Below are 20,162 nucleotides of genomic sequence, written 5' to 3' on the forward strand. Positions count from 1 at the left end.
CTAACAAGCTGTATTGCATCATGACGCTAACAATAGAAGAATTTTGCACGTACTCTCGAATCACATTTGGGCGGATAGATGAAATGCCATAGTAGCGAATGACGCCTTCTTGTTTTAATTCTTCAAATGCTTCAATCGTTTCCTCAATATTGTCTTCAATGGTTCCTCCGTGCAGTTGATATAAATCGATGTGATCTGTTTGAAGACGGCGCAGGCTTTCTTTTACTTCTTCTTTTATGTAAGCTTTAGACGGATCCCATGTCCAGCTGTCTTTTGCATCATTCCAGCGATTCCCCACTTTTGTGGCTAAAATAATATCATTTCTGCGTTTTTTTAGGGCTTGTCCCACAAACTCCTCGTTTAAGCCAAAATCATATAAATCTGCTGTATCGAAATAATTAATGCCATATTCGAGAGCTTCATCAATCATATTGACAGCGTGTTTTTGTTCCGTTCCAAGAGACATGCATCCTAAACCTAATGTACTGACAAGCAAGTCTGAAGTACCTAAGCGTCTTTTTTCCATATATGTCACTCCTTATTTTTTCCTTGTTTCTATCTATTGTAGCGCTATGATAGAGGGAAACTCAAATAAGAAGATTAGAAAACTGCAGCACAATTAGTGTCTGCAGTCTGCTTGTTTGTAAGAATTAAAATTTTGAGAGATAGCGTTCGTCMATTCATCTACATACTGAAATTGTTCGCCGTATTCTTTTAACTTTTGCTTGATCTCCCATGCTTTACCGACCAAAATGATTTGCTTCTCGTGAACATAAACTTTCATTTTTTCTACCTCCCAAGGTTCGTATGATAGAATATATGTAAGAGTCAAAAAAATAGAACGAGGTGTAGAAAATGGATCATTTAACAGAAAAAATGCTGTCTTCTGAAAAGCTATTTGGAGGCAGAGTGATTGATTTGTACTTAGAAGAAGTAGAGCTTCCAAACGGAAAAACGAGTACAAGAGAAGTAGTTAAGCACCCTGGAGCCGTAGCTGTCATTGCGTTAACAAGCGACCACAAAATGGTTATGGTCAAACAGTATCGCAGGCCGATGGATCGTATTTTAGTCGAAATTCCAGCCGGCAAGCTAGAAAAAGGAGAAGAGCCGATTGTGACGGCAAAACGTGAGTTAGAAGAAGAAACGGGCTATACGACAGATTCGCTTAGCCATATTATTTCTTTTTATACATCACCAGGTTTTGCGGATGAGTTGGTGCACCTTTATTTAGCGGAAGATTTAAAAGTGATGACCACCAAAGCGGAATTAGACGAAGATGAATTTGTTGAAGTGATGGAAGTTACGGTAGATGAGGCCCTTACTCTTATTCAAAACAAGGAAATTTATGATGCAAAAACAGCCTATGCTGTGCAGTACTTACAGTTAAAAAGCGGGTTAGGAGAGTAAGAGAGTTTTTTCTTTTACATACGAACGGCAATCTAGCAATTAGAGGTTTACATTGAAACGTCATTTGGTGTGAGAAAAACCAGGCATGCGTGTATCTCTAACTAAAAAAATGTGTGACAACCATATTTTAGTTAAAGGAACATCCGAACGATGAATAGAGATTCTTGATAGGGAATCAAATTCGTTCGGATTTTTTTAAGGTGATGGTGAATGTAGATTTCATTATGTTTCATTCTCTTTTTTTATTTGATAGATTCAAAAGATTCTTGGCATAGTTTTTGTACTCTATCATACACTCTATTAAGCGATTAATAGGAGGAAGACGATGAGAAAAAAACAATTGCCATTATCGTATGCAAGACATTTTCAAGAAAACAGTTCTATTTATTTGTTTGTGACCGTGCTGTTTTTAATGGGAATCATTTTTGGGGCTATTGTTGTAAATAGTTTAACGCTTGATCAAAAAGAAGACCTGTACTTCTATTTAAACCGGTTTTTCGGACAGGTAAAGAGCGGAGAAGTAGCAAGCAGCGTTGAAATGTTTCAGCAAAGTTTTTTTCATAATGTTAAATACTTGGGGCTCATTTGGATATTAGGAATCGCCATTATTGGTTTGCCTGTAGTGTTAATTTTGCTGTTTTTAAAAGGAATGGTGATTGGTTTTACCGTAGGCTTTTTAGTCAATCAAATGGGACTCTCTGGGTTTGCGCTATCTTTTGTATCTGTTATGCCGCAAAATATCTTTCTCATACCGGCATTTCTGATCTTGTCTGCAGCTTCAGTTGCCTTTTCTTTGAAGCTTGTGCGGCAGCAGTTTTTTAAAAAAGCAGCGGAGCCTATTTCCGCCTCATTTTTACGCTACAGCGGAACCATGATTGCTATGATATGTTTGGTTGCCTGTGCAGCTACAATTGAAGCTTACGTATCACCTACTTTAATGAAAAGTGTAATGGCTCTATTAAATAAATAAGAATAAGTATTAAGTAAAAAGAATTCTTTTTTCTTATTAATAATAACTTTATTTTGACACCCTCGACACATCTGATATAATGGATTAGTGAATGGCGAGGGAGGGAATAATTATGGAAAGTCGAATTGAGCGAATTAAGCAGCAGTTGCACTCAGCTAGCTATAAATTGACACCTCAACGTGAGGCGACTGTAAGAGTACTTCTTGAACATGAAGAGGATCATTTAAGTGCCGAAGATGTATATCTCCTCGTCAAGGAAAAGTCTCCGGAAATTGGATTGGCAACTGTTTATCGTACGTTAGAATTGTTAACTGAACTTAAAATTGTTGATAAAATAAACTTTGGCGATGGCGTTTCTCGCTACGATTTAAGACAAGAAGGAGCCGCACACTTTCATCATCACCTTGTGTGTATGGAATGTGGATCTGTGGACGAAATTCAAGAAGATTTGCTTGAAGACGTTGAAGAAATTGTGGAAAAGCAATGGAATTTTAAAATTAAAGATCACCGCTTGACATTTCATGGCATTTGCCATCGCTGTCAGGATAAAGAAGACAAGCAGTAAAAGCCTTTTCCCTAATGGAGAAGGTTTTTTGTTGTACATAAATAAAAAAATAACGAGTTTATAAGCTACATGGTTTTATAGAAAGAAAGGAAATGAGCAGGAGAGAACTCAGTGTATAAAGGCAAGAAACATGTATAAAACCTGTCCCAATTGGCATATCTTCTAATAGAATCAAAAATTGGAGGAATTGTTTCATGAAATCATGGGCTGAAATGGTATATAATACATGTAAAGTATTTATCTTATTTACCGGGTTTACTCTTTTGTTTTATTTTGGAATGATATGGGTATCTCAAGAGTATCAAAATTATAAACGTTATGATGAGCCGTCGGGTTCAGCAGTTAAGGTCATGCAAGCAAGTGTGAACAAAGATCAGACGTGGCTAGAGCGTTTATTTATGTTTTATCAAAACGGGGAGTAGAGGCTATTGAATGATCAAATTCAAGATTTTATTCATTATTTAGTAGTAGAGCGGGGACTAGCGAAAAATACAATTGATTCGTATGAACGAGATTTAAAAAAGTATGCTCAATATTTAGAGCATGTAGAGCAGCTCAAATCATTTAATGAAGTAACAAGACTCCACATCGTTAATTTTCTGAAATATTTAAGTGATCAGCAAAAGTCATCTAAAACGATTGCGAGACATGTGGCTTCAACTAGATCTTTTCATCAATTCTTACTAAGAGAAAAAGCAGCGGATACAGATCCATCTGTTCATATTGATACCCCGCAGCTTGAGCGCAAGCTGCCAAAAGTGCTAAATGCAGAAGAAGTAGAGGCGCTGTTAAATGTGTTTGATACTTCGACGCCTTTTGGCATACGAGACAAAGCGATGCTTGAGTTGCTTTATGCTACTGGAATTCGTGTGTCTGAACTCGTTAACTTAAATATTGATGATGCACATTTGACGATGGGATTTATTCGTTGTATCGGAAAAGGAAATAAAGAAAGAATTGTCCCCATCGGAAGGTTGGCAACGGAGGCTATCGAAGAGTATTTACAGCATAGCCGGAGTGTTTTAACAAAGCAAAAGGAACAGGACAAAGCACTCTTTGTTAATCATCACGGAAGGCGTTTAACAAGGCAGGGGTTTTGGAAAATATTAAAAAAGTTAGCTTCTGAAGCAAAAATTGAAAAAGAATTAACTCCACATACGTTACGGCATTCGTTTGCTACTCATTTGTTAGAGAACGGCGCGGACTTGAGAGCCGTTCAAGAAATGCTCGGGCATGCGGATATTTCGACCACTCAAATTTATACACATGTTACAAAAGCACGTTTAAAAGATGTATACAATCAGTTTCATCCGCGAGCGTAGGAAGATTCCAATGTCCAATGAGTTCATAGACATTGGTTTTTTTGATTGAAAACACTTTCATTCATGTGTACAAAAAAATAAAAAGCGTCTATACTAATAGAGAGGTCAGACTTCTGACCAATAAGAGAAGATGGTTAAATTATTTCCAAACGGGAATTTTATAGAGAATAAATAAATTGATATTTGGAGGGAATAAAATGGCGCATACATATAAACGCGTATTTTTAATTGTCATGGATTCAGTGGGTATCGGTGAATCACCGGATGCTGAAAAATACAATGATAAAGGTGCGGATACGTTTGGTCATATTGCAGAGCACTGCAACGGTCTTCGTATGCCTAATATGGCTAAGCTTGGCCTAAGCAATATCCGTGAAATTAAAGGAATCGATAAAGCCGAAAAACCGTTGGCTTACTATACAAAAATGCAGGAAGCTTCTGCAGGAAAAGATACAATGACAGGTCATTGGGAAATTATGGGTCTCAATATTGATACGCCTTTTAATGTATTTCCAGATGGATTTCCAGAAGAACTGATTTCACAATTAGAAGAAAAAACAGGTCGAAAAATCATTGGGAACAAACCAGCGTCTGGTACAGAAATTTTGGATGAGCTAGGAAAACAGCATATGGAAACAGGTGACTTAATCGTCTATACATCAGCAGATTCTGTTTTGCAAATTGCTGCTCATGAAGAAATTGTTCCAATTGATGAATTGTACAAAATTTGTGAGATTGCTCGTGAATTAACGCTTGATGATCCATATATGATTGGACGTGTTATCGCTCGCCCGTTTTTAGGTGAACCAGGTAACTTTACACGTACATCCAATCGTCATGACTATGCATTAAAGCCTTTTGGACGTACAGTAATGAATGAATTAAAAGACAATGACATCGATGTTATTGCTATCGGTAAAATTTCTGATATTTACGACGGAGAAGGGGTAACAAAATCTCTTCGTACCAAATCGAATATGGACGGCATGGATAAGCTAGTTGATACATTAAACATGGACTTCACAGGCTTAAGCTTCTTAAATTTAGTTGATTTTGATGCTCTCTATGGTCATCGCCGCGATCCACAAGGATATGGGCAAGCACTTGAAGAATATGATGCACGCTTAGAAGAAGTATTTGATTTATTAAAAGAAGATGATTTATTGATTATTACAGCGGATCATGGAAATGACCCTGTTCATCATGGGACAGACCATACGCGTGAATACGTGCCGCTTCTTGTGTACAATAAAGGCATGCAAGAAGGAAAAGAACTTTCTATTCGTCAAACGTTTGCGGATATTGGCGCAACGGTAGCAGAAAATTTTGGCGTAGCAATGCCTAAGCATGGAAAAAGTTTTTTAAAAGAGTTGAATTAAGCAGGGGGAATGGAGTATGAAAAAAGAATATATTGAAAAAGCAGCAGCATATATTAAAAATCAATCAGCTGTTACACCAACAATTGGGCTTATTTTAGGATCTGGACTAGGGGTATTAGCTGACGAAATTGAAGGCGCGGTAAAAATTCCGTATAACGACATTCCTGAGTTCCCGGTTTCAACAGTTGAAGGTCATGCAGGTCAATTAGTAATAGGTACTATTTATGACGTACCGGTTGTAGCTATGCAAGGACGTTTTCACTTTTATGAAGGGTACGCTCTTGATAAAGTAACATTTCCAGTGCGCGTAATGAAAGAAATCGGTGTAGAAACGTTGATTGTAACGAATGCAGCGGGCGGAGTAAACGAATCCTTTAATCCAGGAGACTTAATGATTATTTCTGATCATATTAATAATTTTGGAACCAATCCTTTGATTGGACCTAATGACTCTGATTTCGGAGTAAGGTTCCCGGATATGTCAACTGCTTACTGCAAGGATCTTCGTCAATTAGCGAAGAACGTAGGAGCTGATTTAAATATCGCCTTACAAGAAGGTGTATATGTAGGAAATACAGGTCCAACATATGAAACGCCTGCTGAAGTGCGCATGCTTCGCATTATCGGGGGAGACGCGGTCGGTATGTCTACAGTGCCAGAAGTTATTGTGGCACGCCATGCAGGTATGAAAGTGCTAGGTATTTCTTGTATTTCTAATATGGCAGCTGGTATTTTAGATCAGCCGTTAAATCATGAAGAAGTAATTGAAACGACTGAAAAAGTAAAACAGCAGTTTTTATCGCTTGTAAAAGAAGTAGTAAAGCAGCTTCCAGCTTATCAAAAATAAGAAGAAAATATGACTTCAAGCATCGAGAATTTCTCGATGCTTTTTTTATTTCCCTTAGTATAAATCGATTATACCTTGGAAAAAATAGGTTGTATAAAGAATGGAGGTTTGTGGAGATGAAGCGAACTATTGTAAAGTTACTCGTTGTCATATTTTTATTTCCACTTATGACGCAACCTGTTTTAGCCGCAGAAAAAAAGAATTCCGAGCTTGCTGACAGTGCTAGGTCAGCTATTTTAATTGAACGGGATACAGGAAAAATTCTATACGAAAAAAATAGTAATCAAGAACTTCCCCCTGCCAGTATGACTAAAATTATGACAATGATTTTAATTATGGAGGCTTTGGATAAAGGGAAAATTACCTTAAAAGATAAAGTGCGGGCAAGTGAATATGCCGCTTCAATGGGAGGCTCACAAATCTTTTTAGAGCCCGGAGAAGAAATGACGGTAAATGATTTGCTAAAAGGGATTGCGATAGGTTCCGGTAACGATGCTTCTATGGCAATGGCTGAATATTTAGCTGGATCAGAAGAAAAATTTGTAGCAAAGATGAACCAAAAAGCGAAAGAGCTTGGTTTGACTCATACAAAATTTCAAAATCCGACAGGTCTGCCCGTAGAAAATCACTATAGTACAGCTCATGATATGGCCATGATGGGCAGAGAGCTGCTAAAGTATGAAAAAATTATTAACTATACAAGTAAATACGAAGCTTATTTGCGCACGGATACAGATAAGAAGTTTTGGTTAGTAAATACAAATCGCTTAGTAAAGTTTTATCCCGGCGTTGATGGACTCAAAACCGGATTTACAGGTCAAGCTAAGTATTGCCTGACAGCTACCGCTAAAAAGGGAAATATGCGTGTGTTAGCGGTTGTATTTGGTGCAAACACGCCAAAAGATCGCAATAATCAAGTAACCAAAATGTTAGACTACGCATTCAGTCAATATACAACGAAGCCTTTATACAAAAAAGGAGACGTTATTACCAAGATAAATGTAAACAAGGGTAGCGAAGATCAGGTAACAGCTGTTACGTCCGAGCCTATTTCGGTTTTATTGAAAAAAGGAAATGCAGCCAAAGACGTTAAAACAGAAGTGAAAATGAACGAGAAGCTAAATGCGCCTATTCAAAAAGGCGACAAAATTGGAATGTTGACCATTAAGAAGGATAACAAAGTAGTTAGTTCTTCACCGCTTCTTGCAAAAGAAGATATTGATGCTGCTTCTTGGTGGAAGATATTCAAACGTACATTCTCTATTTTCTCTCAAACATCTTAAACAGCTAAATGTGACGAAATAGAACTAGTTTTGTCGGTGAGAAGGATTCTATTCTGTCGGCAGCGAAAGACTGACTATAAGATTTCCGAGGAGGTTTGTATAGTGAGTCTTTTGATTGAATTGGAATTCAAACAAGATGTCTTGTTGGTTCGATTAGCAGGAGAATTAGATCATCATACGGCAGAAGAGCTAAGAAGCAAAATCACCGAAGCGATAGAGAAGGAATCTATCAGCCATTTGATTTTAAATTTACAGCATTTAACCTTTATGGACAGCTCTGGCTTGGGGGTTATTTTAGGGAGATACAAACAGGTTCATAATAACGGCGGGGAAATGGTTGTATGCGCTATTTCTCCCGCCGTAGAACGTTTGTTTAATATGTCAGGCTTATTTAAAATTATTCGTTTTGAACCTAATGAAGAAAACGCGCTTCAAAAATTGGGGGTGGCATAATGAAAAATCAAATGAACCTCCAATTTTCCGCGCTTAGTCAAAATGAATCGTTTGCCCGCGTCACGGTAGCATCATTTATTACGCAGTTAGATCCAACAATGGATGAGTTAACAGAAATTAAAACAGTCGTATCTGAAGCAGTAACAAATGCTATTATTCACGGCTACGAAAGCAATCCGGATGGTGTGGTATATATTTCTGTGACGCTTCATGAAGACGGTGTAGTCGAGCTGATGATTCGTGATGAAGGAATTGGTATCGATAACGTGGATGAAGCCAAGCAGCCTTTATACACAACCAAACCAGATCTAGAACGTTCTGGAATGGGTTTCACCATAATGGAAAACTTTATGGACGAAATTCGAGTGGAGTCTACTGTATTAGAAGGTACGACCTTATATTTAAAAAAGCACTTAACAAATAGTAAAGCGCTATGTAATTAAGGAGACTTGCCAATGGATGTGGAGGTCAAAAAAAATAAAAACGAACCGTATTTAAAGGATCATGAAGTTAAAGACCTCATCAAGCGCAGTCAGCAAGGTGATCACATTGCACGAGATACAATCGTCCAAAAAAATATGCGGCTCGTTTGGTCGGTTGTTCAACGTTTTATTAACCGTGGTTATGAGCCCGATGATTTATTTCAAATTGGATGCATAGGGCTATTAAAGTCCGTTGATAAATTTGATTTATCGTATGATGTTAAATTTTCAACATATGCTGTTCCAATGATTATTGGTGAAATTCAGCGATTTATTCGTGATGATGGCACGGTAAAGGTTAGCCGTTCTCTGAAAGAAATGAGCAATAAAATACGTAAGGCAAAAGACGAGCTTTCCAAATTACTTGGACGCGTCCCTACAGTCGCTGAGGTTGCAGAACATTTGGATCTCACTCCTGAAGAAGTAGTGCTAGCTCAAGAAGCTAATCGTGCTCCTTCGTCTATTCACGAGACCGTCTATGAAAATGATGGAGATCCAATTACCCTTCTTGACCAAATCGCTGATCATACGGAAGCGAAGTGGTTTGATAAAATTGCCTTAAAAGAAGCAATTGAAGAACTTGATGAGCGTGAAAAGCTCATTGTCTATTTGAGGTATTACAAAGATCAAACTCAGTCTGAAGTGGCCGCAAGGCTCGGAATTTCTCAAGTTCAGGTATCGAGGCTTGAAAAGAAAATCTTAAAACAAATGAAGCTGCATATGAATGATACGTAATACTTAAGAAGCAATCCGTTTTGCTATTCAAAGAAGAATAGTGAAACGGATTGTTTTTTTTTATTTGGTAATTAATGGTCTGTTCAGAAACGTGAATTAGAAAATTTAAGAAAATCCATACTACACGTACAGGGAGATAATGAATCGTAAGGTGTGATATGAATGGAAAACGTTCTTTATCTTAAAATGAGACATCGTATTCAAGTAAAACCTGATGAAGCTGTAAATATTGGACAATTAGCAATGGTTATAGCAGGAGATTCTGTTCAGAAGCAAATTGAAAAGCTAGTTGTATATCAAGTAAGTATGAGTGATCGAAATATTATCATTGTTGATTTAATGAAGGTAATTGAAAAAGTTGCCTCTCGGTATCCGCATTTGGACATTCAGACGATTGGACCCGCTCAAACGATTGTAGAGGTCGTGTATAAGAAGAAACAATATTCCTTTTTGTTTTTTCTAGCTGTTTGGTTTCTTCTCTTCATCGGAGCTGCTTTAGCAATTATGAACTTTCACGAAGATGTGAGCATGAGACAAGTACATCAAAAATTGTTTTACATGCTGACCGGTCTGAGAGATAAGCAGCCTTTGCTGATTCAAGTGCCTTACTCTATCGGTTTAGGCCTGGGAATGATTCTGTTTTTTAACCATGTCTTTAGAAAACGAATTAATGAAGAGCCTAGTCCTCTCGAAGTCGAAATGTTTAATTACCAGCAAGACTTAGATCAATACGTCATTATGCACGAGAATAAAGAAAGTATGAAAAAAATTGATGATCATTAACATTGTGATGACCATTGTAATTGGACTTGCGGGAGGACTGGCTGCAGGTGCTGGGTTTGTAGCATTTTTAACGGTGCTGGGCATTATTCCGCGTTTGATGCAGCTGACCAAAACCATGAAATATATTCAAGCATATGAATGGGGAGTGGTGGGTGGTGCTGTTACAGGCGGGTGGTGCAGTCTTCATCAATACACRTGGCAGTTTCCTGCGGTGCTTATTATGATCATAGGTCTAACGAGCGGTATTTTTATTGGGATGCTGGCAGCAGCGTTAACAGAAGTGCTTAATGTATTGCCGACGTTAACGAAACGAATAGGGATGGAAGGCAAACTTATTTTATTGTTAATGGCCATTGTACTAGGCAAAGTATGCGGATCATTATTTCATTGGATTTATTTTGTTAATCAATAAGAAAAGGATGTATGTAACATGGCAAATAATCAAAAATTAAAAGATAACTATCAAGAAAGCATTAAACCATTTCAGCCTAAACCTTCATATGTGGCAAATTGCCTAAAAGCCTTTTTGGTAGGGGGAATCATTTGTACATTAGGACAGGCAATTCAAAATTTCTATATTGCATTTTTTGACTTTAATGAAAAAAATGCAGGTAATCCTACCGTTGCAACCCTTATTTTAATATCTGCGCTTTTAACCGGGTTTGGGATATACGATCGTATTGGTCAATTCGCAGGTGCAGGTTCAGCTGTTCCTGTTACGGGTTTTGCCAATTCCATGACGAGTGCAGCGCTTGAACATCGAAGTGAAGGGATTGTTCTTGGAGTTGCGACGAACATGTTCAAACTGGCTGGAAACGTCATTGTATTTGGAACGGTTTCGGCTTACGTTGTAGGAATCATTCGCTACCTTTTTAAAACTTATTTGCTATGAAAAGAGGGGGATTATGAGAAAAACTGGAAAGCAAACGTGGGTTTATGAAAACCCTATTTATATTAATGCCACAGGAACAGCTGTAGGACCAAAAGAAGCAGATGGACCGTTAGGAGAAACATTTGATATTACACATAAAGATTTGCACTGTGAAGAAGACAACTGGGAGCTAGCTGAAAGAAGGCTTATGACGGAGTCTATTGATTCCTGCTTGCAAAAAATAAATTTATCTTATGAAGACGTTGATTTGTTTTTGGCTGGAGATTTATTAAATCAAAACGTAACGGCTAATTTTGTAGCCCGGCATAACCAAATTCCATTTCTATGCATGTTTGGCGCTTGCTCCACATCAATGGAAACGCTCGCCACGGGAGCAGCTCTTGTAGATGCTGGGTTTGCTAATCGTGTTATTGCATCAGCGAGCAGTCATAACGCAACGGCTGAACGCCAATTTCGAAATCCTACGGAGTACGGAGGACAAAAACCAGATACAGCAACGGCAACCATTACGGGAGCAGGGGCAGCGCTGGTCTCGAAAGAAAAAGGTATTGTGCGTCTCACGTCTGCAACGATTGGTCGGGTAATGGATTACGGGATTAAAAATGCAAACGACATGGGTTCTGCTATGGCACCAGCTGCTGCAGATACCATTCAAAGACATTTGGAAGACTTAAACATTGCTCCAAGCGAGTATGATCTTATTTTAACAGGAGATTTATCTGGTGTAGGAAGTCCAATCTTAAAACAGCTGCTCAAGGACGAAGGCTACGATATATCAACCAATCATAATGATTGCGGATTAATGGTATATCGCCCTGATCAAAATGTATTTGCAGGAGGAAGCGGCTGCGGCTGCTCGGCTATTGTCACGTATGGGCATATTTTAAATGAATTAAAATCAGGAAACTTAAAGAAAGTGTTTATGGTGGCAACAGGAGCTCTTTTAAGTCCAACGATGATTCAGCAAAAAGAGTCAATTCCAACAATTGCTCATGGCGTCGTCTTAGAACATATTGGGGAGGGGGATGATCAATGGAGTATGTAATAGCTTTTGCTGTAGGAGGAATCATTTGCGTTATTGRGCAGCTGCTGCTTGATCTTGCTAAGCTTACTCCAGCGCATGTCATGAGTTCGTTTGTAGTTGCAGGAGCGATTTTAGATGGATTTGGTCTTTATGATAAGTTAATTGAATTTGCTGGCGCCGGAGCGACGGTTCCAATTACAAGCTTTGGTCATTCTTTGCTGCACGGAGCGATGAAGCAAGCGGATGACCATGGATTTATCGGGATTGGAATTGGGATTTTTGAACTTACCTCGGCTGGAATTTCAGCAGCTATTTTATTTGCTTTTATTATCGCGTTAATCTTTAAACCGAAAGGATAAAAGATTATGAAAAAAAGAAGGATCATTATTGTAACCGATGGTGATGAATATGCTCGAAAAGCAATTGAGCATGTAGCTAAATCAGTTGGTGGCAGATGCATTTCGAGGTCATATGGAAACCCTACTACGTTAACAGGTAGTCAAACGGTAGATTTAATTCTTCRAGCACCATATGATCCCGTCTTTGTGATGTTTGACGATAGCGGTTTCTTAGAGGAAGGACCTGGAGAAATTGCTTTGCTGCATGTAGCAAAGCATCCTCAAGTAGAAGTTCTTGGAGTGATTGCCGTTGCATCACGTACTCATCAAAGCGAATGGACAAGAGTGGATGTGACCATTGATCGTTTTGGAGAAATATCGCATTACGGCGTGGATAAAAGCGGAATTCAAGAGTTAGAAGTCGGACGAATTAATGGAGATACAGTTTACTGCTTGGATCAGCTCGATATTCCCTTAGTTGTAGGAATAGGGGATATCGGCAAAATGGCTAGGATGGATGATGTTAAATTGGGATGTCCTATTACAGAAAAAGCAGCAAGACTTATTTTAGAAAGGAGCGGTTCGTTTGGGTAAGCCAGCAGAGCAGAAAACAGCTATTTTTTCAAAAGTGCAAAAAAACGATCAGTGGTTCAAAGAAAACGCTAGTATGAACACAAGTTTTGATGTGGGCGTGCGTAAATTACTTATTTTGGATCGAGAAGTTCATGTTTACTATGTAACAGGACTGTGCGACAGTTCATTTATTATTGAAATTACAAAAGTGCTCGTTCAAATTAATGATAATGAAGTTGAACGAGCGAAGCTAAAGGATATTGTTGAAAACCGTCTTATTCATCAGCAAGTAAAGCCTTTAAAAACGCTGGATGATGGAATGGTTTCTGTTTTATCAGGACTGCTATTCGTTTTAATTGACGGTGAAGAAGTTGGCTTTGAAGTCGATGTGCGTACGTATCCCGGCAGATCGCCTGAAGAAGCGGATACAGAGAAAGTGATTCGCGGAGCAAGAGATGGATACACTGAAAACATCATTATCAATACAGCGTTAACGAGAAGACGAATCCGTGACGGAAGATTTCGTTTTGAAATTATGAAGGTAGGCGAACGTTCGAAACTGGACGTAGCGATTGGGTACATAAAGGGGGTAGCTGATCCAGGACTGGTTAAACTGATAAAAGATGAACTGGAAGCTATCGATGTAGATGGTTTGCCTATGGCTGACAAATCCATTGAAGAGTTTTTAGTCAAACAAGGAATTAATCCTTTTCCAATGGTACGCTATACAGAACGTCCTGACACAGCAGCAGCTCATGTACTAGAGGGGCATGTGATCATTATTACCGATACATCACCAAGCGTTATTATTACGCCAACTACGCTGTTTCATCACGTGCAGCATGCAGAAGAATACAGGCAGTCTCCTTCTGTAGGTACCTTTATACGCTGGATACGGTTTTTAGGAATTCTTGCGTCTCTTTTCTTATTGCCGCTATGGCTGTTATTTGTACTTGAGCCAGATCTGCTGCCGGCAAAATTGCAGTTTATTGGACCAAACGAAACAACAAATATTCCGACAGTTATCCAGATTTTCTTAGCCGATCTAGGGGTTGAATTCCTGAGGATGGCTGCCATTCATACGCCGACACCGCTTGCTACTGCGATGGGTTTAATTGCTGCAGCACTCATTGGACAGATTGCCATTGATGTAGGATTGTTTGTTCCGGAAGTTATTCTTTATGTAGCTATTGCGTCCATTGGTTCTTTTTCAACGCCAAGCTATGAGTTAGCAGTGGCAAATAAGATGCTGAGATTGTCTTTATTAATTTTTGTTGCGGCATTTCATACTCCAGGATTCCTTATTGCGACAACGGCTATCATTCTCTATATGGCGCGATTAAAATCGTTGAATACGCCTTATTTGTGGCCGTTTCTTCCATTCAACCCGCAGGCTTTATGGCAGATTATTATTCGTACACCGGTTCCTGGAGCAAATCCGCGTCCTAGTATTGTACATCCGCAGGACAAAGACCGCCAGCCTGCAAAACCTTAAACAAAATATGTGGTTGAAACCTGTATGAAGATGTGATAGATTTGTTTTAAATATGGAAAATAATAAATATTTAGACAGTTAGCAGCGAATTGCCGTTAACTGTCTTTTTTACACTATACACAGGAACGGGGTCTAAACATGTTTTTACACGGAACAAGTCGCATAAATAAACAGGGTCATCTTGAAATTGGTGGAGTTGATACGGTTGAATTAGCATCAAATTTTGGGACGCCCCTTTACGTATATGACGTGGCTTTAATTCGGCAGCGTGCTAGAGGATTTAAAGAAACATTTGAAAAGCATGGGGTAAAAGCACAGGTCGCTTATGCAAGCAAAGCTTTTTCTACAATTGCCATGGTCCAAGTCGTTCATGAAGAAGGTCTTTCGTTAGACGTTGTTTCGGGAGGAGAACTGTATACGGCTTTAGCAGCTGACTTTCCGAAAGAACGGATTCATTTTCATGGAAACAATAAAAGCCGAGCAGAACTAGAAATGGCCATCAAAGAAGATGTAGGATGCATTGTAGTTGATAATTTTTATGAAATTGCATTGCTTCAGGAAATAACGGAACAGTATCAAAAAAAGATGCCTGTTCTTCTCAGATTAACACCCGGAATTGAAGCTCATACACATGATTATATCTTGACAGGGCAGGAAGACTCGAAGTTCGGGTTTGATCTTCAAAACGGTCAAGCAGACGAAGCTGTGCGTCTTGTGCAAGATAGCAAGGGGCTGGAACTTTTAGGTATTCACTGTCATATAGGATCTCAAATTTTTGAAACAACTGGATTTATTATGGCGACTCAAAAGCTTTTTGCAAAAATGAAAGAGTGGAAACAACGTATAGAATTTGTTCCGCAAGTATTAAATTTAGGCGGCGGCTTTGGCATTCGTTATACGGAAGAAGATCAGCCTATTCCTGTTTCGCAGTATGTGGAAGTTATTATAGAAGAGGTCAAAAAGCAGTCTAAACAGTTAGAGGTAGAAATCCCTGAAATTTGGATTGAGCCTGGCCGCTCTCTTGTAGGAGATGCTGGAACGACTCTGTATTCAATTGGTTCTCGTAAGCATGTACCTAATGTACGTGAATATGTAGCCATTGATGGAGGAATGAACGATAATATCCGTCCTGCGCTGTATCAAGCGAAATATGAAGCGGTCATTGCCAATCGAATGAATGATGAGAGTGATGAGCTTGTATCTATTGCGGGTAAGTGCTGCGAATCGGGGGATATGCTGATGTGGGATGTACACCTTCCAAAAGCAAACCCAGATGATTTATTAGCGATGTTTTGTACAGGCGCATACGGTTATTCTATGGCAAGTCACTATAACCGGTTGCCAAAGCCAGCTGTCGTGTTCGTGGAAGATGGAGAAGCACAGCTAGTCGTAAAACGCGAAACGTATGAAGACATTGTAAAAAATGACGTGAAATACAAGGTGACGGTAAAAAAGTAACGAGTGATTAACGTAAAAAAAAGAGCCTCTTGTTCAAGAGGCTCTTTTTTTTATGAGAATAACGATTTAATAGCATTAATAATATCAACAAAGAATTGCTTTAATTTATCAAGAAATGATTGGCCTTCTTCTGACTGAAGAAATGTTGTTACTTTTTCCTTTGTCGCGGAAAGTTGGTCTTTTACTTGATTCCAATCGATGTTCATATCTTTTAAACGATTGAAAAAATCAACAAGTGTATTAAGCTCTGAATCTGTTAATTTAATACCTAAATCATCAGCCACTCGCTGAATTAACGTGCGTAAATCGTCCTTTGTTTGAGGATTTTCTTTGGCAATTTCTTCTTTAATCGTTGCCATAAACTGCGCTGCTTTTTCTTTACCGATTTTTTCACCAAGCTCAGATGTCTGGACCATCTCTTCATTGGCTGCTTTTTTTACTTCTTCTGGGATTTTTTGATCTGTTTGAACTTCATATGCTTTCATAATACCTGTTAAAGCAGCTGTACCAGATACTTCAAATGGAGCGGTAATCTGGATTTTTGCATCTTTAACGCCGGCGGTCATCAAAGCATTAATATACATGTCGTCTGTAATACCATTAATATTTTGAGTTGATACGCTTAAACCTGAATCTTTTGAACCAAGGGTAATACTAGAAGATGAAATAGCACGAGATCCAATAGTAGCCTTTGGAATAAAGTCACCTAAATATTCATGCTCTTCTTGGTTTGTCACGGTTACTGTTTGAGCATTGCTTGGTGCATCAAGGTCATTTAATACCTGCTGCTTCTGAGAGCTGGTTAAGTCCTGACCTAATGTAATAATAACATCGCCCGGAGCAGCATCTGCAAAACTTTTTAAGGGTGCGGTTAGGAATAGAAGAAGACCTAATGTCACCATCATTGCTTTTATCGTTAATTTCAAACCTTTTTCCTCCTTTAATCCCATACTTGCCCTATTATAATACGGGCAGGTCTGAAGTAACAGAGTCAATTCATCATTTTCCCATAAATCAGTCTAGAGGCGTAGATTTCTATATGAAATGAAATCTATGTATCTCTGTCACTGTATTAGACGGGTGATACTATAAAAAGTTTCATCTCACAACTACTATTTTTTATTTAGATCCCTACGAGAAGAAAGTGAAGAAGTGCATTCATTGAATTCATGAGCTTGTTTGTAGTAGAATAGAGTGAGTTTATAAATGTAAGTGTTCTACTCTAGGTGGCACTTACAACTTTTACGTTTTGCCGCTTTGATAGGAAAAACAGAGCCTATAGCGGTACTAATACATATATTGGAGGTCATTTATATGAAAAAAGCAAGTATTCTAATGGAAAATGGCGAAAAAATTCTAATCGATTTATTTCCTAACGAAGCACCAGGAACAGTAGAAAACTTTGAAAAGTTAGCTAATGAAGGATTCTACAACGGCGTAACGTTCCACCGCGTTATCCCTGGATTTGTTTCTCAAGGAGGAGACCCAACTGGTACAGGTGCTGGCGGCCCTGGCTACTCAATTAAATGTGAAACAGAAGGAAACCCTCACAAACATGAAGCGGGTTCTCTATCAATGGCACATGCTGGTAAAGACACAGGCGGCAGTCAGTTCTTTCTTGTTCATGAGCCACAGCCTCATTTGAACGGTGTTCACACTGTATTTGGAAAAGTAACAGAAGGACTTGATACAGTGTTAAAAATGAAAAATGGCGACGTAATGAAAGAAGTAAAAGTCTGGGAAGAATAAGAGCATACTGCTATAAATGGATATTAGCTGATAAAACGTCATAACAACCTTTTACAGGGGGTTACGGCGTTTTTTCTTCGCGCAACAGCTCAAAAAGCGTAATAGATTAGGTTTCTCATACACGCATGACATAGGACAAGCTTTTGTGTAATATTGCTATTTACTTATAAATTTTGTATGATAAAAGCAGTAAAAAACGCAGCGCATTAATTTGTAGGAAAGTTTGAGGACGAGGGAGAATCGTATGCTTATTCGCTATAAACGAAACTATGAAAAAATTGCCATGGGTCTTCTATCGTTTGTACCTACGGAAAAAGATTTAAAAAAACTTCAACAAACGATGAAAGAATATGAGCAAAACGAACATTGGCAGCTGTATCTTTGGAAGCAAGAAGAAGATATTATTGGGATTGTTGGCATTTCCATGCTCGATAAAAGTTTGATTGAGGTTCAACACGTCAGTGTAAACCCTTCACACCGCCAACAGGGCATTGGCAAAAAAATGATTAAAGCTCTTAAAGAAATGTATACGACTGCACAAATTAAGCCGAGTGAAATCATCGCTCCGTTTTATGAAAAGTGTCAGGCGGATGAATAAAAAAGCATGATTAGGTAAGGTGTGAAAGCTTCTTTCACATCTTAGTCATCATAAAACAACAGGTAGCTAGAAGCTACCTGTTGTTTTGTTTTGCCAATAAGTTCGCTTGCCTTTCCGCAATCACATCTGACCGATCTCGCGTGCTGTGACGATGAACAATCGCATCATTTTGCAGATTAGAAGCTGATAACCAGACAAGCTGTTTATCAGTGCTTCTTTGTTTGCAAGCTCGTAATAATGCTGGATCTTCAATGGGCAAGTTAATACTTTTATATGGCTGATAGGTATCGATTAAAGCTAATTGTTTGCGAAGAAGTTTAAGCAGTGAAGGATAATTAAGTCCAAGCTGTGCAATATTTTCTTCTTCCTTCGTTAAAATTGCCAGCGCCTTTTGCATCGTTCTTTTGGCTCCAGCGAAATTTTGGCGTCGATGATGATAGAGTGAAACAGCAATTTGAATAAGGCCAACCCAAATAATATTGCGGTGTCCTCTTTGGTCTTTTTTCCAGTGTTCTTCTAGCAGTTCATGACATTCAAAGTAATCCCGGTCGCCATGAAAATGAACTAAATAATCAATATAGGCTTGTGAATACAATCTTGTTCCCTCCTGGTAAGGCTCTATATGTAGTGTATCACAAAAATTAGCTATTCATCAGCGCGGTGCCTTTAAAGAGACAAACGTGCTCAAGGTATGGCGAACACGTTTGTTTTTATTCAATATGTGTGGTTAGAAGCGTAAGCAAGAACAACCAACAATAATTAATAAAATAAACAGTACAACAATTAAAGCGAAACCGCTACCGTATCCACAAGATTTTTCACCCATGCGAGTTCCTCCTTCAGCCATTTCAAAATCTTATTACCTTGACATCATATGTATGTTTAAACTTTTTGTATGGGCAAATGACCTATTTTTACGTTAATTTGTATTGGACATGTGTCTATAATCCTCTATACTAATGATAGTAACGTTATATAAAGCAGCAGAAATGATAAGCAATTGAAAAGTGTTGGTGAGATAAAAGTGGAGTATAGTGTAAAAGTAGATGCGTTTGAAGGACCTTTAGATCTTCTTCTGCATTTGATTAACCGATTTGAAATTGATATTTACGATATCCCAGTAGCGACAATTACTGAGCAATATATGATGTTTATACATACAATGAATGAGCTTCAGCTAGACGTTGCCAGTGAATATCTAGTCATGGCAGCAACTTTGCTTCAAATTAAAAGTAAAATGCTTCTGCCTACGTATGAAGAAGATATGGATGAAATTGAAATGGTCGATGAAGAAGATCCGCGTGAAGAATTGATGCAGCGCTTAATTGAATATCGAAAGTTTAAAGAAGCGGCTGTAGAGCTTCAAAAGCTGGAAGAAGACCAAAGTCATGTGTATACAAAACCTCCAAGTAATGTGCAAATAAATGCAGAAGAACTTACGCAGCTTCAGGATGAAGGATTGGATATATCACTGTATGATATGTTAAGTGCTTTTCAAAAGTTGATGAAACGAAAGCAAAATAAAAAGCCTATGCAGACGAAAATAGCAAGGCAAGACATTCCAATTGACAAGCGCATGAGTGAAATTGTGAATGAATTAAAAGTCTTTAAAGGGAAAAAAAGTTTTTATCAGCTGTTTCCTTATCAAGAGCGTGATCATATTGTTGTAACGTTTTTAGCTGTGCTGGAATTAATGAAAGAAAATGAAATCGTTGTGGAACAGCAGCACAATCTAGATGAGCTTTATGTATCGTATCGAGAAAGGAATGAAGAGGAATGACAACGAATAATCTACAGGCTATTATTGAG

The 20,162-nt window shown here is 38.4% G+C and carries 27 protein-coding genes; 22 read left to right on the forward strand and 5 right to left on the reverse strand.

Going from position 1 to position 20,162, the window contains the following annotated elements; all coding sequences use genetic code 11:
- Together AC1DRF_RS06870 and mciZ are read right to left on the reverse strand one after the other, a co-directional pair.
- Nucleotides 1-526 (reverse strand): aldo/keto reductase (locus AC1DRF_RS06870; protein WP_477740470.1); only part of this gene is annotated, 526 nt, incomplete at its 3' end.
- A 93-nt stretch (nucleotides 527-619) separates the two neighbouring features.
- Nucleotides 620-784 (reverse strand): Z-ring formation inhibitor MciZ, encoded by a 165-nt coding sequence (mciZ, locus tag AC1DRF_RS06875; protein WP_477740471.1) that lies wholly within the window; start codon nucleotides 782-784, stop codon nucleotides 620-622.
- 71 nt (nucleotides 785-855) lie between these two features.
- On the opposite strand from mciZ, the gene AC1DRF_RS06880 reads away from it, so the two are divergent.
- The 19 genes from AC1DRF_RS06880 to lysA all read left to right on the forward strand — a co-directional run bounded on the left by AC1DRF_RS06880 (nucleotide 856) and on the right by lysA (nucleotide 16,006).
- A complete protein-coding gene (locus tag AC1DRF_RS06880; RefSeq protein ID WP_013059084.1) occupies nucleotides 856-1,407 on the forward strand; it encodes an NUDIX hydrolase in 552 nt (183 codons plus the stop codon).
- A gap of 325 nt (nucleotides 1,408-1,732) precedes the next feature.
- Nucleotides 1,733-2,377 (forward strand): stage II sporulation protein M, encoded by a 645-nt coding sequence (gene spoIIM / locus AC1DRF_RS06885; RefSeq protein ID WP_013084941.1) that lies wholly within the window; start codon nucleotides 1,733-1,735, stop codon nucleotides 2,375-2,377.
- A gap of 112 nt (nucleotides 2,378-2,489) precedes the next feature.
- Nucleotides 2,490-2,942, forward strand: coding sequence for a ferric iron uptake transcriptional regulator (gene fur / locus AC1DRF_RS06890; RefSeq protein ID WP_013059082.1), 453 nt, complete (start codon nucleotides 2,490-2,492; stop codon nucleotides 2,940-2,942).
- Nucleotides 2,943-3,136: 194 nt separating this feature from the next.
- The gene (locus tag AC1DRF_RS06895; protein ID WP_013059081.1) at nucleotides 3,137-3,364 is read left to right on the forward strand and encodes a YqzK family protein; all 228 of its coding nucleotides are present in this window, start codon (nucleotides 3,137-3,139) and stop codon (nucleotides 3,362-3,364) included.
- Between the two features lie 6 nt (nucleotides 3,365-3,370).
- Complete coding sequence (gene xerD / locus AC1DRF_RS06900; RefSeq protein WP_013059080.1) at nucleotides 3,371-4,264, forward strand: site-specific tyrosine recombinase XerD; 894 nt, start codon at nucleotides 3,371-3,373, stop codon at nucleotides 4,262-4,264.
- Nucleotides 4,265-4,461: 197 nt separating this feature from the next.
- On the forward strand, nucleotides 4,462-5,643 hold the full coding sequence (gene deoB, locus AC1DRF_RS06905) for a phosphopentomutase (RefSeq protein WP_013084939.1): 1,182 nt from the start codon (nucleotides 4,462-4,464) through the stop codon (nucleotides 5,641-5,643).
- A 16-nt stretch (nucleotides 5,644-5,659) separates the two neighbouring features.
- The gene (locus AC1DRF_RS06910; protein ID WP_427075266.1) at nucleotides 5,660-6,490 is read left to right on the forward strand and encodes a purine-nucleoside phosphorylase; all 831 of its coding nucleotides are present in this window, start codon (nucleotides 5,660-5,662) and stop codon (nucleotides 6,488-6,490) included.
- A 116-nt stretch (nucleotides 6,491-6,606) separates the two neighbouring features.
- Nucleotides 6,607-7,773: a D-alanyl-D-alanine carboxypeptidase family protein gene (locus tag AC1DRF_RS06915; RefSeq protein ID WP_477740472.1), complete on the forward strand. Its 1,167-nt coding sequence runs from the start codon at nucleotides 6,607-6,609 to the stop codon at nucleotides 7,771-7,773.
- Between the two features lie 102 nt (nucleotides 7,774-7,875).
- The gene (gene spoIIAA, locus AC1DRF_RS06920; protein ID WP_427075264.1) at nucleotides 7,876-8,226 is read left to right on the forward strand and encodes an anti-sigma F factor antagonist; all 351 of its coding nucleotides are present in this window, start codon (nucleotides 7,876-7,878) and stop codon (nucleotides 8,224-8,226) included.
- Nucleotides 8,226-8,669 (forward strand): anti-sigma F factor, encoded by a 444-nt coding sequence (spoIIAB, locus tag AC1DRF_RS06925; RefSeq protein WP_013084935.1) that lies wholly within the window; start codon nucleotides 8,226-8,228, stop codon nucleotides 8,667-8,669. Before spoIIAA ends, spoIIAB begins: the two co-directional genes overlap by 1 nt.
- Before the next feature lie 12 nt (nucleotides 8,670-8,681).
- Nucleotides 8,682-9,443, forward strand: a complete 762-nt coding sequence (gene sigF / locus AC1DRF_RS06930) for an RNA polymerase sporulation sigma factor SigF (RefSeq protein ID WP_427075263.1) — start codon at nucleotides 8,682-8,684, stop codon at nucleotides 9,441-9,443.
- A gap of 162 nt (nucleotides 9,444-9,605) precedes the next feature.
- Nucleotides 9,606-10,226 carry a stage V sporulation protein AA gene (locus tag AC1DRF_RS06935; protein ID WP_043976321.1) on the forward strand — a complete coding sequence of 207 codons (621 nt, stop codon included), beginning with the start codon at nucleotides 9,606-9,608 and terminating at the stop codon, nucleotides 10,224-10,226.
- Nucleotides 10,216-10,638 carry a stage V sporulation protein AB gene (locus AC1DRF_RS06940; protein WP_014458301.1) on the forward strand — a complete coding sequence of 141 codons (423 nt, stop codon included), beginning with the start codon at nucleotides 10,216-10,218 and terminating at the stop codon, nucleotides 10,636-10,638. The genes AC1DRF_RS06935 and AC1DRF_RS06940 overlap by 11 nt, the downstream gene beginning before the upstream one ends.
- Before the next feature lie 18 nt (nucleotides 10,639-10,656).
- Nucleotides 10,657-11,118, forward strand: a complete 462-nt coding sequence (gene spoVAC, locus AC1DRF_RS06945) for a stage V sporulation protein AC (RefSeq protein WP_028411545.1) — start codon at nucleotides 10,657-10,659, stop codon at nucleotides 11,116-11,118.
- Between the two features lie 13 nt (nucleotides 11,119-11,131).
- Entirely contained in the window at nucleotides 11,132-12,163 is a 1,032-nt protein-coding gene (gene spoVAD / locus AC1DRF_RS06950; RefSeq protein WP_144643881.1) for a stage V sporulation protein AD, read from the forward strand.
- Complete coding sequence (gene spoVAE / locus AC1DRF_RS06955) at nucleotides 12,151-12,501, forward strand: stage V sporulation protein AE (RefSeq protein ID WP_477740473.1); 351 nt, start codon at nucleotides 12,151-12,153, stop codon at nucleotides 12,499-12,501. Before spoVAD ends, spoVAE begins: the two co-directional genes overlap by 13 nt.
- Nucleotides 12,502-12,507: 6 nt before the next feature.
- Nucleotides 12,508-13,074, forward strand: coding sequence for a stage V sporulation protein SpoVABEA (gene spoVAEA, locus AC1DRF_RS06960; RefSeq protein WP_477740474.1), 567 nt, complete (start codon nucleotides 12,508-12,510; stop codon nucleotides 13,072-13,074).
- A complete protein-coding gene (locus AC1DRF_RS06965; protein WP_427075261.1) occupies nucleotides 13,067-14,548 on the forward strand; it encodes a spore germination protein in 1,482 nt (493 codons plus the stop codon). The genes spoVAEA and AC1DRF_RS06965 overlap by 8 nt, the downstream gene beginning before the upstream one ends.
- 138 nt (nucleotides 14,549-14,686) lie before the next feature.
- A complete protein-coding gene (gene lysA, locus AC1DRF_RS06970; protein ID WP_230183124.1) occupies nucleotides 14,687-16,006 on the forward strand; it encodes a diaminopimelate decarboxylase in 1,320 nt (439 codons plus the stop codon).
- A gap of 50 nt (nucleotides 16,007-16,056) precedes the next feature.
- Here lysA and AC1DRF_RS06975 read toward each other — a convergent pair whose 3' ends face one another.
- Entirely contained in the window at nucleotides 16,057-16,932 is an 876-nt protein-coding gene (locus tag AC1DRF_RS06975; RefSeq protein WP_013059065.1) for a DUF1002 domain-containing protein, read from the reverse strand.
- Between the two features lie 388 nt (nucleotides 16,933-17,320).
- Between AC1DRF_RS06975 and AC1DRF_RS06980 the strand changes: the two genes are divergently transcribed.
- Together AC1DRF_RS06980 and AC1DRF_RS06985 are read left to right on the forward strand one after the other, a co-directional pair.
- The gene (locus AC1DRF_RS06980; protein WP_013059064.1) at nucleotides 17,321-17,755 is read left to right on the forward strand and encodes a peptidylprolyl isomerase; all 435 of its coding nucleotides are present in this window, start codon (nucleotides 17,321-17,323) and stop codon (nucleotides 17,753-17,755) included.
- Between the two features lie 244 nt (nucleotides 17,756-17,999).
- On the forward strand, nucleotides 18,000-18,353 hold the full coding sequence (locus AC1DRF_RS06985) for a GNAT family N-acetyltransferase (protein WP_013059063.1): 354 nt from the start codon (nucleotides 18,000-18,002) through the stop codon (nucleotides 18,351-18,353).
- 73 nt (nucleotides 18,354-18,426) lie between these two features.
- On the opposite strand, the gene AC1DRF_RS06990 is transcribed toward AC1DRF_RS06985, so the two are convergent.
- Complete coding sequence (locus tag AC1DRF_RS06990) at nucleotides 18,427-18,948, reverse strand: DUF309 domain-containing protein (RefSeq protein WP_043976333.1); 522 nt, start codon at nucleotides 18,946-18,948, stop codon at nucleotides 18,427-18,429.
- A gap of 132 nt (nucleotides 18,949-19,080) precedes the next feature.
- Nucleotides 19,081-19,179, reverse strand: a complete 99-nt coding sequence (locus tag AC1DRF_RS06995) for a YjcZ family sporulation protein (protein ID WP_170836726.1) — start codon at nucleotides 19,177-19,179, stop codon at nucleotides 19,081-19,083.
- Nucleotides 19,180-19,377: 198 nt separating this feature from the next.
- On the opposite strand from AC1DRF_RS06995, the gene AC1DRF_RS07000 reads away from it, so the two are divergent.
- Nucleotides 19,378-20,133, forward strand: coding sequence for a segregation/condensation protein A (locus tag AC1DRF_RS07000; RefSeq protein ID WP_427075382.1), 756 nt, complete (start codon nucleotides 19,378-19,380; stop codon nucleotides 20,131-20,133).
- The last annotated feature ends 29 nt before the right edge of the window (nucleotides 20,134-20,162 follow it).

Source organism: Priestia sp. P5_B4, from assembly GCF_056400385.1.

What these genes read in the sequence shown, in the direction of transcription:
- AC1DRF_RS06880 (WP_013059084.1), top strand. Translation starts at nt 856, where the DNA reads ATGGATCATTTAACAGAAAAAATGCTGTCTTCTGAAAAGCTATTTGGA.
- spoIIM (WP_013084941.1), top strand. Translation starts at nt 1,733, where the DNA reads ATGAGAAAAAAACAATTGCCATTATCGTATGCAAGACATTTTCAAGAA.
- fur (WP_013059082.1), top strand. Translation starts at nt 2,490, where the DNA reads ATGGAAAGTCGAATTGAGCGAATTAAGCAGCAGTTGCACTCAGCTAGC.
- AC1DRF_RS06895 (WP_013059081.1), top strand. Translation starts at nt 3,137, where the DNA reads ATGAAATCATGGGCTGAAATGGTATATAATACATGTAAAGTATTTATC.
- deoB (WP_013084939.1), top strand. Translation starts at nt 4,462, where the DNA reads ATGGCGCATACATATAAACGCGTATTTTTAATTGTCATGGATTCAGTG.
- AC1DRF_RS06910 (WP_427075266.1), top strand. Translation starts at nt 5,660, where the DNA reads ATGAAAAAAGAATATATTGAAAAAGCAGCAGCATATATTAAAAATCAA.
- AC1DRF_RS06915 (WP_477740472.1), top strand. Translation starts at nt 6,607, where the DNA reads ATGAAGCGAACTATTGTAAAGTTACTCGTTGTCATATTTTTATTTCCA.
- spoIIAB (WP_013084935.1), top strand. Translation starts at nt 8,226, where the DNA reads ATGAAAAATCAAATGAACCTCCAATTTTCCGCGCTTAGTCAAAATGAA.
- sigF (WP_427075263.1), top strand. Translation starts at nt 8,682, where the DNA reads ATGGATGTGGAGGTCAAAAAAAATAAAAACGAACCGTATTTAAAGGAT.
- AC1DRF_RS06935 (WP_043976321.1), top strand. Translation starts at nt 9,606, where the DNA reads ATGGAAAACGTTCTTTATCTTAAAATGAGACATCGTATTCAAGTAAAA.
- spoVAC (WP_028411545.1), top strand. Translation starts at nt 10,657, where the DNA reads ATGGCAAATAATCAAAAATTAAAAGATAACTATCAAGAAAGCATTAAA.
- spoVAD (WP_144643881.1), top strand. Translation starts at nt 11,132, where the DNA reads ATGAGAAAAACTGGAAAGCAAACGTGGGTTTATGAAAACCCTATTTAT.
- lysA (WP_230183124.1), top strand. Translation starts at nt 14,687, where the DNA reads ATGTTTTTACACGGAACAAGTCGCATAAATAAACAGGGTCATCTTGAA.
- AC1DRF_RS06980 (WP_013059064.1), top strand. Translation starts at nt 17,321, where the DNA reads ATGAAAAAAGCAAGTATTCTAATGGAAAATGGCGAAAAAATTCTAATC.
- AC1DRF_RS06985 (WP_013059063.1), top strand. Translation starts at nt 18,000, where the DNA reads ATGCTTATTCGCTATAAACGAAACTATGAAAAAATTGCCATGGGTCTT.
- AC1DRF_RS06995 (WP_170836726.1), bottom strand. Translation starts at nt 19,179, where the DNA reads ATGGGTGAAAAATCTTGTGGATACGGTAGCGGTTTCGCTTTAATTGTT.